The 13,062-nt window shown below is 70.9% G+C and carries 13 protein-coding genes; 4 read left to right on the top strand and 9 right to left on the bottom strand.

The genetic code is table 11. The features are described from left to right. Positions 1-33 precede the first annotated feature (33 nt). The 9 genes from ACWEVP_RS06400 to ACWEVP_RS06360 form a co-directional block, all read right to left on the bottom strand. Positions 34-1,446: an MFS transporter gene (locus tag ACWEVP_RS06400; protein ID WP_452061582.1), complete on the bottom strand. Its 1,413-nt coding sequence runs from the start codon at positions 1,444-1,446 to the stop codon at positions 34-36. Between the two features lie 269 nt (positions 1,447-1,715). Then, positions 1,716-3,383, bottom strand: coding sequence for a phosphoenolpyruvate--protein phosphotransferase (gene ptsP / locus ACWEVP_RS06395; protein ID WP_452061581.1), 1,668 nt, complete (start codon positions 3,381-3,383; stop codon positions 1,716-1,718). Then, on the bottom strand, positions 3,376-4,113 hold the full coding sequence (locus ACWEVP_RS06390; RefSeq protein ID WP_452061580.1) for a hypothetical protein: 738 nt from the start codon (positions 4,111-4,113) through the stop codon (positions 3,376-3,378). Before ACWEVP_RS06390 ends, ptsP begins: the two co-directional genes overlap by 8 nt. Positions 4,114-4,141: 28 nt before the next feature. Next, positions 4,142-5,011: a ribokinase gene (locus ACWEVP_RS06385; protein ID WP_452061579.1), complete on the bottom strand. Its 870-nt coding sequence runs from the start codon at positions 5,009-5,011 to the stop codon at positions 4,142-4,144. Positions 5,012-5,269: 258 nt separating this feature from the next. Further along, on the bottom strand, positions 5,270-6,361 hold the full coding sequence (locus ACWEVP_RS06380; RefSeq protein WP_452061578.1) for a hypothetical protein: 1,092 nt from the start codon (positions 6,359-6,361) through the stop codon (positions 5,270-5,272). A gap of 4 nt (positions 6,362-6,365) precedes the next feature. Further along, positions 6,366-7,442, bottom strand: coding sequence for a hypothetical protein (locus ACWEVP_RS06375; RefSeq protein ID WP_452061577.1), 1,077 nt, complete (start codon positions 7,440-7,442; stop codon positions 6,366-6,368). Then, complete coding sequence (locus ACWEVP_RS06370; RefSeq protein WP_452061576.1) at positions 7,439-8,596, bottom strand: WXG100 family type VII secretion target; 1,158 nt, start codon at positions 8,594-8,596, stop codon at positions 7,439-7,441. Before ACWEVP_RS06370 ends, ACWEVP_RS06375 begins: the two co-directional genes overlap by 4 nt. A 3-nt stretch (positions 8,597-8,599) precedes the next feature. Next, positions 8,600-8,914 carry a hypothetical protein gene (locus tag ACWEVP_RS06365; protein ID WP_452061575.1) on the bottom strand — a complete coding sequence of 105 codons (315 nt, stop codon included), beginning with the start codon at positions 8,912-8,914 and terminating at the stop codon, positions 8,600-8,602. 22 nt (positions 8,915-8,936) lie between these two features. Further along, positions 8,937-9,461 (bottom strand): YbaB/EbfC family nucleoid-associated protein, encoded by a 525-nt coding sequence (locus ACWEVP_RS06360; protein ID WP_452061574.1) that lies wholly within the window; start codon positions 9,459-9,461, stop codon positions 8,937-8,939. A gap of 430 nt (positions 9,462-9,891) precedes the next feature. Between ACWEVP_RS06360 and ACWEVP_RS06355 the strand changes: the two genes are divergently transcribed. Genes ACWEVP_RS06355 through ACWEVP_RS06340 form a run of 4 tightly spaced genes read left to right on the top strand, consistent with a single transcriptional unit; the run spans position 9,892 to position 13,017 of the window. Then, on the top strand, positions 9,892-11,271 hold the full coding sequence (locus ACWEVP_RS06355) for a hypothetical protein (protein ID WP_452061573.1): 1,380 nt from the start codon (positions 9,892-9,894) through the stop codon (positions 11,269-11,271). Then, positions 11,268-12,011 (top strand): ESX secretion-associated protein EspG, encoded by a 744-nt coding sequence (locus ACWEVP_RS06350; RefSeq protein ID WP_452061572.1) that lies wholly within the window; start codon positions 11,268-11,270, stop codon positions 12,009-12,011. Before ACWEVP_RS06355 ends, ACWEVP_RS06350 begins: the two co-directional genes overlap by 4 nt. Further along, a complete protein-coding gene (locus tag ACWEVP_RS06345; RefSeq protein ID WP_452061571.1) occupies positions 12,008-12,409 on the top strand; it encodes a hypothetical protein in 402 nt (133 codons plus the stop codon). The genes ACWEVP_RS06350 and ACWEVP_RS06345 overlap by 4 nt, the downstream gene beginning before the upstream one ends. Then, positions 12,406-13,017 (top strand): DUF3558 domain-containing protein, encoded by a 612-nt coding sequence (locus tag ACWEVP_RS06340; RefSeq protein WP_452061570.1) that lies wholly within the window; start codon positions 12,406-12,408, stop codon positions 13,015-13,017. Before ACWEVP_RS06345 ends, ACWEVP_RS06340 begins: the two co-directional genes overlap by 4 nt. Positions 13,018-13,062 lie beyond the last annotated feature (45 nt).

Below are 13,062 nucleotides of genomic sequence, written 5' to 3'. Positions count from 1 at the left end.
CCGCCCAGGCATCGGGTGGGGAGGCCTTCGCTATCACGCGGTCCGGAGGTTCCGCGCGACGAACCAGACGAGCGCGGCGAACGCGACGGCGGCGAGCGCGGCGACGACGTGGAGGCCGGCAGCGAAGCCGTAGGTGCGGACGACGGCGTTGCCCAGGGTGCCGACGGTCGCGATGCCGATGGCGTAGCCGAACTCGTTGACGGTCTGGGCCAGCGAAGCGGCGGCGCCGGCCTTGCGCTCCGGCACCGAGCCGACGACGAGATCGGTCCCGAGCGCGACCATCGGCCCGACGCCCAGCGACGTCACGGCGAACCCGAGCGCGGGCCACCCCGGCCCGGCGGCGGGGTCGGCGAGCGCGAGGATCGCCATGCCGGCCGCGGCGAGGCCGACCCCGCCGGCGATGAGGACGTGCGTCTTGACCCGGCGCGCCAGGTGCGGCGCGGCGAGGAAGCTGACGGTGGAGGCGGCCATCCCGGGCAGCAGCCCGAGCGCGGCCCCCACCGGCGAGAGGTGCTGCGCGACCTGCAGGAACTGCGCGGTGAACAGCATCGTGGTGCCGCCGAGCATGCTGAACAGGAGCATCCCGCCGAGCGTGGTGCGGAACGCCTTCGCGGCGAAGAGGCTGAAGTCGACGAGCGGGTCCTTCAGGGCGCGTTGCCGCTTGTAGAAGACGTACCCGACGGCCAGGCCGGCGAGCAGCGCCGCTGCCGGAACCAGGTGGACACCGTCGCGGGCGAGCTCCTTGACGCCGTAGACGGCGGGCAGGATGGCGGCGAGGGAGAGGAAGACGCTGGGGAGGTCGAGCCGTCCGGCGTGCTCGTCGCGGTATTCGGGCAGCAGCTTCGGGCCGATGACCAGCAGCAGGACCATCGCGGGGACGCCGAGCAGGAACACCGAGCCCCACCAGAAGTGCTCCAGCAGGAGCCCACCGACCATCGGCCCGATGATGGCGCCGACGGTGAAGCAGCCGGCCCAGATCCCGATGGCCTGCGCCCGCTGCTGCGGGTTCTTGAAGAGGGTCCCGATGAGGGAGAGGGTCGAGGGCGCGAGAGTGGCACCGGAGATCCCGAGCACGGCCCGCGCGGCGATGAGCATCCCGGCGCTGGTGGCGAAGGCGGCCCCGACGGAGGCGAGCCCGAAGGCGGCGGCGCCGATGAGCAGCAGCTTCCGCCGCCCGATCCGGTCGCCGAGTGTCCCCATGGTGACCATGAACCCGGCGACCATGAAGCCGTAGGTGTCCATGATCCACAGCTGCTGGGTCCCATCGGCGTGCAACCCGGCGGCGATCTTCGGCAGCGCGAGGACGAGGACGAAGACGTCGAGCGAGACGAGCAGGGTGGGCAGGGCGAGCACGGCCAGCCCGATCCACTCCCGGCGCCCGGCCTTCGCCGTCTCGGCCGGCGCTCCGCCCGGGGCTCCGGCCGGCGCTTCGGCGGTGATGGTCATGGCTGCGTCCTCTCGGCTCGGTGGTGCTTCCACCACTGCGTCGAGCGGGCGAGGCCGAAATCGACAGGCGCCGGTTCTTTCCCGGAAAGCCGTGAAGGCCACCTCGTGGTCGAGGTGGCCTTCACGGGGTTGTGTCAGGTTGTCCACACCCCTCGTGCATTGGGGACAACTCCGCGAATCCAGGTTCGCACAATCCAGCACTGTCGGTCACGACCGATAGACTGAAAGTGGGGGGCGCCCCCGGGAAACAGCCAGTCAGCGAGTCCCGGTCAGGGGCGGGCCGCCGCGCGGGCCGCGGCCGGGTCCGACGTCGCCAGCGTCGCTTCCGCCAGCGCCTCGCACTCCGCGAGCGTCGCCGACGCCAGGCTCGCGCCCACGGAACGGACCGCCGGGGCGTTCATCGACAGGCTCGTCAGGCCCAGGCCCGCGAGGACCAGCGCCAGCCGAGGGTCTGCCGCCGCTTCGCCGCACACGCCCGCCGGCTTGCCCGTGGCCTTGGCCGCGTCGCCGATCAGCTTCAGCAGGCGCAGGAGCCCCGGCTGCCACGGGTCGTTGAGCTTGGCGACCGCGCCGAGCTGGCGGTCCGCCGCGAACGTGTACTGGGCCAGGTCGTTCGTGCCCACCGAGACGAAGTCGACGACGTCGAGGATCTCGCGGGCGCTCAGCGCCGCCGCCGGGATCTCGATCATCACGCCGGCCCGGGCGATGCCCGCCGCGCGGACGCGCTCGGCGAACCAGGCGGCTTCCTCGACCGTCGCGACCATCGGCGCCATCACCGAGACCTCGGCGCCCGAGTCCTCCGCCGCGCCGGCGATCGCCTCGAGCTGGCGGTCCAGCACCTCGGGGCGGTCGAACGCCACGCGCAGCCCGCGCACGCCGAGCGCCGGGTTCGGCTCGGCTTCCGGCGAGAGGAACGCCAGCGGCTTGTCGGCGCCCGCGTCCAGCGTCCGGACGATCACCGGCTTGCCGCGGAACGGCGAGAGCACCGCCGTGTACGCCGCGCGCTGGTCGGCGACGGACGGTTCGTCCGAGGCGTCCAGGTAGCAGAACTCGGTGCGGAAGAGGCCGACGCCCTCGGCGCCCGCGTCGGCCGCGGCCTGCGCGTCGGCCGGGGAGCCGACGTTGCCGTAGACCTTCACGCGGTGGCCGTCGGACGTCGCGCCCGTGCCGTTCCAGTCAGCGAGCTGGGCGACCGTCGCCGTGACGACCGGCGCCGACGGGTCGGCGACCTCGACCGTCCCCGCGTCGCCGTCGACCGCAAGCGCTTGCGCGTCCAGGGCCAGCAGGCCGCGCACGGCGACGACGGCCGGGATGCCCAGCGCCCTGGCGAGGATCGCGGTGTGGCTCGTCGGGCCGCCCTCCTCGGTGACCAGGGCGAGCACCTTCGCCGGGTCGAGGCCGGCGGTGTCGGCCGGGGCGAGGTCGCGGGCGACCAGCACGCTCGGCGAGGCCAGCTCGGGCACGCCCGGCGGCGCGATGCCGAGCAGCTCGGCGATCAGCCGGTCGCGCACGTCGCGCACGTCGCGGACTCGCTCGGCCATGTACCCGCCCGCGGCGGCCAGCGCTTCGGCGAAGCCTTCGGCGGCTTGGTAGACGGCACGCGCAGCGGGCAGGTTCTGTGTCTTGACCAGCGTCTCGGCCTGGGCCGCGAGCGCCGGGTCGGCCGCCATCGCGGCGGTGGTGATGAGGATCGTCGCGGCCTCGCCGGTGGCCGTCTCGGCCTGCTTCTCGAGCCGTCCGGCGACGATGGCGGCGGCGGGCGTGATCCGGGCGGCTTCGGCGGCGGGATCGGCCGGGGCCGGGGTGGCGGCGGGCTCGCCGAGCGGCTCCGCGACGCGGACGACGGGACCACTCGCACGGCCGGGGCTGACGGCGACCCCGGACAGAGGCTCCGCCGACGCACTCTTCCCCGCGGAGGCGGCATCAAGCTCAGACATGGTCTAGACCATAGCTCAAGTAGGTCTGGATATCTCGTGGTGGCGGGCACAAGCCTCGCTGACGCACCTGTTCGAGCACCGGCCGGACCTCCTCGTGCCACCAGGCTTCGGCCAGTTCGCCGCGGCTGCGCACCGGCTGTCCGGCCAGCATACGGCGGAAACCCCAGGCCTCGGCCGAATCGGCGAGCCGGAACCAGTCGGCCGGGTCGTCGAGCCAGAGCCCGAGCCGGACGTCGTCCGGGAGCGGGACGCGCTCGAGGAACATCCGCTCGGCGGTCTTCGACGGGAGGTCGGCGAGCGTCAGGCAGCGCAGCGCGCAGGCGACCGTGCTGATCCAGCGGACCCGCGCGCGGATGGTCGTGGCACCGCGGGCGCGCGCGATGGCGACGCGGTGGTGGCCGTCGTCGACGAAGAACATGTCGGAGAGGCGCGCGAGCCGCACCGGCGGGAGGTCGGCGGTCGTCCGCGTCAGCCGTTCCCAGCGGTCGCGCAGCGCGCGGTTGCGCGGCCGGAACTCGCGGTCGAAGTCGCCGGCGCGGGCGACCGTGCCGACGATGCCCTCCAGCGGGACGTCGTAGACGCCTTCGTCGACCTCGGTCTGCTTGCCGAGCGCCCGCAGGGTCTCGTCGAGCGGCATGATCGCGAGGTCGTCGGGGCGGCGCGCCTCCGCGATCGCCCTCAGCTGTGCGGCGTAGCCGCGCCACCAGGCCGAACCGAACGAATCGCCCATGTGATGGGCAACACGGGCTGCCGGACGATCATTCCCCCAGGTCGGCGGAGGTGGGGTAGGACGGCTGCGCGCCGGGCCGGGTGACGCTGAACGCCGCGACGCGCACCGCGCGCTTCGCCGCGGAGACGAGGTCGACGCCCTCGGCGAGCGACGCGGCGAGCGCACCCGCGAAAGCGTCCCCGGCGCCGGTGGTGTCGACGGCCTCGACCGCCGGCGAAGTGACCTCGGTGGTGCTGTCCGCTTCGACGACGACCGCGCCGGCCGCGCCGAGCGTGACGACCGCGGCCCGCGGCCCGAGCCCGAGGAGCTTCCGGAAGTCCGCGCCGGGCCCGGTCAGCCACGCGGCTTTGTGTTCGTTGACCAGCAGGACGTCGAGCTTGGCGAGCGTCTCCGGGGACAGCTTGGCCGCCGGCGACAGGTTCAGCAGGACTTTGACGCCCTTTTCGGCGGCCCGCGCGACGGCGTGTTCGACGGTCGGCAGCGGCACCTCGAGCGAGGCGACCATGATCTCGACCCCGTCGAAGACGGCGTCGACGTCACCGGGCGCCAGGCTCGAGTTGGCGCCGGGCGAGACGAGGATGGCGTTCTCGCCGTCGGGCGTGACGGTGATGTAGGCGATGCCGGTCGGCCGTTCGCTGGTCCGGACGAGCCCGGTGTCGACGCCCGCGGCGCGCAGCGAGTCCAGCAGCAGCCGGCCGTAGGGATCGTCGCCGACGGCGCCGAGAAGGGCGACGTCCGCCCCGAGCCGCCCGGCCGCGACCGCCGTGTTGGCCCCCTTGCCACCCGGCGAGAGGACGGTGTCCCCGCCCAGCACGGTCTCGCCACCCGCCGGCCGCCGGTCCACGGCGACGACGAGGTCGGCGTTGGCGGATCCCACAACGAGTACGTCGGAGTTCATACCGAACTGTCCCACGAAAGCCGTCCGACCAGGTCGGGAAGGGCGCCGAAGAGGAAAGTGAAGGTTTTTGTAACTTATCCGGCGTTGAGTGCGACAATCATGCGAGCAGCGGATACCCGTCACTCGATCGGGGGATGTCCGTCCCCCGGCCGTCACTTCCCGGACCGGTCCCGCTCTCCAGGTGCGTCATCACGCAAGACGTGGTGACGGTGTCCCAACCGGCGCAAGCCGGGCGGAGCATCATGTCGCCGGCGCCGATCACGTAGCCCCCCGAGTGATCGGCGTCGGCGGCGCCCCCACCTCGCGCACGAGCACTGCCGCGGCGCCAGGCGACAGCTTCGGAACCACGGTCCGTTCCTCGCCCTCCGGCGAGATAAAGTGGAGAGCAACGTATCGGCGGGTGGCCCGGCTCCCCGCCGGCGTGACGACCAGCCGAGCGACGTCCGTGCGCCGGATGACGACCGGTTGACCACCTCGGGGGCGCCAGGTGATCGAGTCGCTCGTCAGCACGAATTCGCCGTCCTCACCCCGATAGCGCGTCAGGTACAGCGACACCCAGACCACGACGGCGACCGGCAGCGGAATCCCCGGCGGAATGGCGAAGAAAGCCGGGGCCGCGAAGTCGATGACGACGACCGACCAGCCGGCCCACAGGAAGAACCTCCGGCGGGCCGTCGACCGACCGGCCCACACGACTTGCGAGGTCGCGGGCTTCTTGCGCGCACCCCACCGCAGGATCAGCCGCTTCGCCGGCCTGACGACGCCGAGGCCGCCGCGCCGGATCTCCCGGTCCGGCCAGCGGACCAGCCCGGGCCGGGCAGCCTCGATCGCGTCCGCGGCCTTCTCGGCGTCAGCCTGCGGCAGGGCGGCCGAAAGGACGTAGCCGTACTTCGATTTGCTGTGGAACGCGGCGGCCAGGTGCTTCACGGAAGCGTCGTCGAGCAACGCGACCGAAACGAAAACCCGTTCGCCGGGCTGCCCTTCGTCGAACACCACCTCACGGACCTCGTCCCACGGAAGAACGAGCAACCGGCCGTCATCCATCAGTTGCCCGAGCCCGTCCGTGCCGAGCTGCACGGTGGCCGTACCCAGTCCGCCGTCACGACGGATGCGCGCCGCCAAGAGTGGCCTCGAGAAGCACATGGCCAACCCCACCAGCGCGATAGCCGGCGCGATCCACCAGGCGACCGGATCATGGCTCCGGTGCCAGAGCAGCAATCCGGCCAGCGCGATCACCACCGGTCCCAGCAGCATCGTGCAGCCGGCGAAGGCGCGCACCGCTTCAGCCGGGCTGTAGAGCGGGATTTCGATTCGGACAGCTGCCGGCGAAACGCGCGGCCGGTCGGTCACGTGGTCACCGTTGCCGCCACGCGATACCGCCCGGCAACACTCCCCGAATGTGCGCGGCGAATTCTTTCGCCGCCGTCGCGCTCAGCGTGGCCGGTAGCCGGTACCAGCCGTCGGTCTGCCGGAGTTCGTCCAGCTCCGGGCGGCGGAGCGGGAAGTCGTCGCTCGCCGGCCGGAACTCGATGAGCCGCGCCGGTGTCCGCAGCTCGGCGATTTCCGGCCAGGACACCACGATCTGCCGGTAGTAGGTCTTCCAGCGGAGACCGGCGCCCGACAGCTCCAGTGTGATCCGGACCTTCCGGGAGCGGCTCTGCTGCCAACCGATCTCGTGCCAGGACATCCCGACGAAGACCGCGATGAACACGACGACACAGGCAGTGCGGAGCCCGTTGCGCGGCCCGAACTCGATCACGGCACCGAGTCCCAGCTCAATGGCCAGGACGAAGAACCGGAGCCACCAGTGCGTTGTCCGGTCCCAGCCGTTCACGTGGATCTCTACTACGGAATCGGACGACCGCAGCGGTGGCGGCCTCAACTCGGGTACCGCTGCCGTGTCCGGTGGCGGCGCAGGAACCTGACTGACACGCTCGCCCCGGACGCCGACGTGCTTCGCCAGTGCCTCGCGCACTCGCGGAATTTCTGGCTCGTACAACCCGATCCCGGCCACCAGGAAGTCACCGCCGCCGATGCGGACCAGGCTCCGGTGGGGGCTTTCGAAACCGTCCCGCGCCGGGCTGAGCACAACTTGGTGACGCTCGTGCTTCTGCCCGCCGTCGACGACCGAAGCGGCGGCGAGTTCGTCCCACCGCAATGCCCAGACGACGTCGCCGATCACCCGCGAGACACCGGTCGCGTCGATGATCAGCTCGTTCCGGACCGGCTTGCGCACCGACCGCCGGACCAGGTTCAGTCCGAGCAGCCCGGACACTCCGCTGAAAACCCAGCCCGCGGCGCCCGGGCTCCGCTGCGCAGCCAGCGTCAGCCAGGCGAACCCGCCGGCGACGAGGAGCAGCACCCCGGCGAGGATCCAGTGCCGACCCTCCGTCCGCGAGACGACGATGCGTCCGGTTTCCGTTTCGGTCACTCGATTGAACCAGAGATGCGCTGCGAGCCCGGCTGTTCGAACACCGGCGGCTGGACGGTCGTCTGTTTCTCCGTCGACTCGTCGTCGTCCCCGCTCACCAAGTCGTCGAGTCCCTCGGCCTTCTTCTTCCGGGACTCCTTGCGCCATTCCTTCTTGGCGTCGTCCCACAGGTCCTTGCCGAAGTTCTCCCCGAACTTCTCGCCGAACTCCTTCCGGGCATCGTGCCCGAACTCCTTCCCGACGTCCTTGAGGTTCTCACCGATCGACTTGTCCGACGAGACGACGTCCGTCCACTTCTTCCGGTCAGGGCGTTCCTCGCGGACCTTGTCGAAAAACGTCCGGGTGTCGCGCGGTTCGTTCTTGATCAGGCCGCCGACCTTCTTCAGCGGGCCCGGCAGGTTTTCCGCGCCGCGCTTCAACGCGCCCTTGACCCGCCGGAAGATGTCGCTGATGCGGTGGAACAGCTCCTGCGCCTTCTTGAAGGCCCTCAGCAGCTTCTTGATCCACTCCATGCACCTGCTGCCGGTCTTGACAGCTTCCGCGGTGCCTTCGGTGGCCATGCCCGCCGGCAGCGCCGGGCCGGGGTACCGGCAGGCGATGCTGATGAGCTTGCCGACGCATTCGGAGATCAGGTCTCGCACGATCGAACGCACGACGCTCAAGATCGTCTTGCAGATGTCGACCAGCTTCGAGATCGCGTTGGCTCCGGTCGCGACGCCCGCGTATGTCGCCGCGCGATCTTCGGCGAAGGCGCGGTAGGCGTCCGCTGAAGCGCCTTCCCAGGCCGCGCTGTCCTTCTTGACCGTGTCCTGGAGGTCGGTGCTGATCTTTTCCAGCTCCTTGCCGACGTTCTCCCAGGTCCCCACCATGTTTTCCAGAGCGACCTGGTCACCGGTCAGCCAGTCGAGCGGTTCCCGCAGCCACGGGAAGAACTCCATCGCCCAGCCGACGGCGGCCGAGGCGAGAGTCCCGATCGGGTCGGCGACCAATTCCGCGATGCCACCCGCGCCGAACGCGGCGTTCACCAGGCCCTCGGTCCAGTTGCCGTCGGCGACGGCGGTGCCCGCGTCCCAGAAGTCCTGGAAGAGACCGGCGCCTTCGAGCGCGCTGCGGTCGTCCGCCGCGTCCGTCTTGATCAACGAGTTGTCGGCCACGGCTCAGTCCTCCACCTTGAACAGGTCCTTGAACTCCGCCTCGTCGGCTTCCTTCATCTGCTGCCAGAGCTGGATGCGGGTCGAATGGTCGTACGACGACGTCGACGCGGATTCGATCGCGATCTCCGCCACCTGTTGAGCGATCGCGCAGATCGCCGCGAGCGGGATGCCGAGCAGGCCGAACGCTTCGGGGTGCTCGGTCGCGCGGGCGGCTTCCTTGCACTTGTCGATGCGGTCGGTGATCGCTTCGATGTTCTCGCGGTGTTTCTGCAGCTCCTGCGGGTCGACCGCGAAGCCCGGGCCGCCTGGTCCGGCCATGGTTCCCTCCCTCGCCCGCGCTTCAGCGCAGGTAGTCGCCGTCGCTGAAGTAGTCGTCGTCGCGGCCGTCGTCGGACGACGGGCGCGGCGCGCGCGGCGGCTCCGGCGGTTTCGGCGCTGTGGGCAGCTGCCGCTCCGCTTCGGGCACGAACCGGTCGCCCTCGTTGCGCGGCGGCTCCGGCGGCGAGGCGAAGCCCTCCGGTTCGGGTGCCGGGAACGCCTGCTCCAGACGGCTGACCAGCTGATTCATCACTTCGGGCCCGACCGGATCGGTGACCCCCGCCTGCATCGCCCCGGCGAGCTTGCTCTGGGCGGACTTGACGGTGCGGAGGATCTCCTCGGCGAGGTCCGGCTTGTCACGCACGCTCATGCCGATTTCCAGGCCGACGAGGTTTCCGGCGTGGTCGACCTTCACGCCGATCTGGCCGTCCTTGCTGCGCTCGGAAACCGACACCGCTTCGATTTCGCTGACCATAAGATCAGCTTTCCGCTGGGACTCCGCCATCCGGGCTTCGAAGTCCGCGATCAGCTGCTCAGGGTTCGACACGCGAACCTCCCCGTTCACGTCAGTAGCCGTACGGCGACCGAGTGTGGCACACCGGCCCGACAGTTTCGGACGACTTCCGGTTTTCCCCACCCTTCCGGGCGGTAAGCCCGGTGTTCTCGCTGGTCAGCGGCTCGTAGCGTGCTTTGTGGTCCGACAGCGCGGGGGGCGGCTCGCGCGGCGGTGGCTCGGCGCCGTCTTGGCCTTTCCGCTCGGCTTGCTGGTCTGGTACCTCGCCGGGCGGATCGGGACATACGGGTGCACTTCTTCGTCGCGCTCGGCATGGCCGTCGTGTGCATGTAACTGCTGCGGGCCATTGGCGCGGTGGCAGGTGCGATCGCCTGACCTGGTCCATTACTCACACGGCCGGTAACCGGTGGGGTATTGTCCGTGACGCAAGAGGGGAGATCGAACGCGAGGGGAGCGCGGTTCGGTGGGGTTGTTCGGCGACATGCTCGACGCTGCCAAGCACGTCGGGTCGGAGATCGCGCACGCCGTCCAGTCGGGTGGTGAGCGGCTCGGCAACGTCTTGACCGGTGCGGGCGTCGGCCTGCTCGCGGGCGGGATACCCGGCGCGGTGGCGGGGGCCTACGTCGGCTCGCAGACCGGCACGGGGGCGGTGAACCCGCAGGCTTCCGGGCTGTCACCCGGTCAGCTGGTCCAAGCCGTGATGACCGGTCCCGGTACCGAGTCGCTGCAGCAGGTGCACCAGGCGGGCGTCGACCAGTCGGCTTACCAGCGCCGGCTCGAGCAGGGCACGCGCGAGCTGACTTCGGGTCTCGAATCCGCGTGGACGGGCGGTGCTTCGGACGCGGCACGGGCGCGGCTCCAGCCGTTGACGGCGTCGGCGACTTCGGCGTCGACGACGCTGGACCGCAACTCCACGCTGGCCCAGACGCAGATCGACCAGTTCCACCAGATGAAGAACTCGCTGCACCCGGACGTCACCGACCAGCCGCCGACGCGCAGCGCCTGGGACGTCGCGACGCCGTGGGACACCGACACCGAAGACAAGATCAACCAGTACAACCAGAAGGCCCAGGAGAACGTCGAGCGGTACACCGCGTACTCGCGGCAGTCCAGCTCGAACACCGCGGCCCGGACGATCGACTACGGCCAGCTCGGCGAGTACGACGGCGGCGACTTCACGGTGCAGGACCCGAAGAAGCCCGTCGAGCCGCCACCCCGGAAGCGGACGTCGACCGGTGGCGACGACGACCGCTCGATCGGCGCCCAGGTGCAGCCGCCACCGGCGGTCCACCCGCCGGTCGTGCAGCCGCCGCCTCCGGGGCAGGTCACGCCGCCAGGGCAGGTCACGCCGCCGGGGTCGCACACACCCGGCGTGGACGACAGCGTTCGCGCGCAGAGCTACGTGCCGCCGTCGACCCAGTTCCCGCCGGGCTACCAGCCGCCGGGGCCGGGTTTCGGCCCCGGCTCGGGTCCTGGTGGTGGGTCCGGTCCCGGCTTCGGGCCCGGTTTCGGCCCGGGTGGCGGCGGCTTCGGGCCGGGTTCGTCATCCGGCGCGAGCGGCGGCCCCGGCAGTGGCACCGGCGCGGGTGCCCGCGGCCCGGGCGCGGCGACGGGAGCCGGCGCCCCGGGCGAAGGACGTCCCGGCGCGGCGGGCGGAATGCGCGGCGGCGCGGCGGGCAAGCCGGGCTCGCCGGGGATGGGCGGCATGGGCCACGGCGCCAAGGGCGGAAAGGGCGAGGAGGACGCGGAGCACCAGCGCGCGTCGTACCTGGTGGAGGCGGATCCGGAGAGCATCTTCGGCGGCTCCGACGAGCGGACGGTGCCCCCGGTGATCGGGCTGTGATCTTCCTGCCCAAGGCGGCCCTGCTCACCGCGTGGGAGTGGGAACGGCACGGCGCACCACCCGCGGTCCTCGGCGCCGACAACCTCTGGCTCGGCGACGAGACCCGCAAGCGGCTCGAGGCGCAGGTCCTCGACGTCCTGGCCTCGCTGCGCCTCGCGGCGGGCGGCACGTTGACGCGGGAGTTCCGCGACGTCCTGCGCGTCCTGGCGAAGGGCGCCCACCAGTTCACGGCGTGGCTGGGCGACATCGAGGCGGGCGAGTCGGGCGCGGTGCTCGTGTCCGCGTCCGGGCCGGACACGCTCCGGCTGATCCGGAAGGACGACACGGTCCGGATCGACGTCGTGGAGCCGTCGCGGCTGGCGGAGTCGCTGGTGGACGTGCTGCCGCCGGTGCCGCCGGCGCGGATTTCGGCGGTGTCGATCCCGGAGGCGCGGTTCTCGGGCCGGGCGGTGGAGGAGTCCTACGACCTCGACGATCCGACCGTCGACCGGGGGCGGGACCCGCTGCCGTGGGCCCGCCGGCTGATGGCGGCCCGGCGCACGGGATTGCACCAGTGCTACGCCGTCAACCGGGGTTCTCGCAGCGCGCCGATCACGGCGGTGGACGTCGCTGGCACCGGACGGGTGCTGACGTACGTGTACCCGGGGCGCGAGCGGATGGTCAGCTTCCAGCCGGGGACCCGGGGTGCGCTGACGGACGCGCTGTACGCGACCCTGAACGGGCTAGGGGGAGGGCGATGACGGACTTCTTCAGCGGGATCGGCTTCTGGGCGACCGACCTGCCGAGCGGGGCAGCGGGTGGGCCTGCTGGTGGGCAGGGGTTCGCGATGAGCTCGGACGAGATGCGGGCGATGCTCCGGAAGGCCGAGGCTCAGCTCAACACCGTCAGTGAGCAGATCCGTGAGGCCGACATCTTGAGCCGGGCCAAACCGCCGGCGGAAGAGCCGGTCAGCCAAGCTGCGGTGGATGGCCCGAACGGCATCAATGAGTCCGGTCGGTACTACCAAGGCCATCTGCAGTATCAACTCGACTACTACACAGAGCTGACTCGCCGGATGAGGCAAGCGCTCGGCATCACGGAAGCGGCAGACCAGCAGGCCGCTGATTCGACCAAGAAGATCAAGGGGTCGCTCGAATGATCCGACGGACTTTCGCCACCACGGCTGCCGCGATCGCGGGGATGGCGGTGCTGGCTTCGTGCACGGGCGATCGCCAGACACCTGGTACCGCCACTCCGGCTCCGTCGAGCAGTGCGGAACTGCCGAACAGCGGAGCACCCAAGGTGGACAACCCGCTGCCCTCGAAGGTTCTGGAGGGAAGTCCCTGTGATTCGGCGCTGACCGACCAGCAGCTGACGGACTACCTCGGACAGCCCGGTGCGGCGAAACCCAAGGATTCGGAGCTGGGCCCCATGTGCGACTGGGCCAGCTCTTCCGGGAGCGGCGCCGGAATTCTGGTCGCTTACGAGACGAAGACCGGGCAAGGACTCAGTCTCACCTACAAGATCGAAAAGCCGAAGGCCACCCGGTGGGTCGACGACCTGGCTCCCGTCCAGGGCTATCCGGCCGTCGGCTACGTCGACGTGGGGGCCAGCGGTCAACGTAGCTGTGTGATCGTCGTCGGTATCGCGGACGACTTGGCCTATTCGGTCTCCTTGGTGCTGGGCAGCGACTCGGGGAAGGATGCCTGCCAGCTCGGGCGCGGAGTCGCCGACACGGTGCTGACCAACCTCAAGGCGCGCGCCTGAGCTGCACCTTTTCGTTACGGCCGAGATCGCGTTAATGCAAGACTT

Source organism: Amycolatopsis sp. NPDC003865, assembly GCF_053605345.1.
The sequence above is the reverse complement of the archived record's forward strand: the minus strand, read 5'-3'. Positions and strand labels throughout refer to the sequence as shown.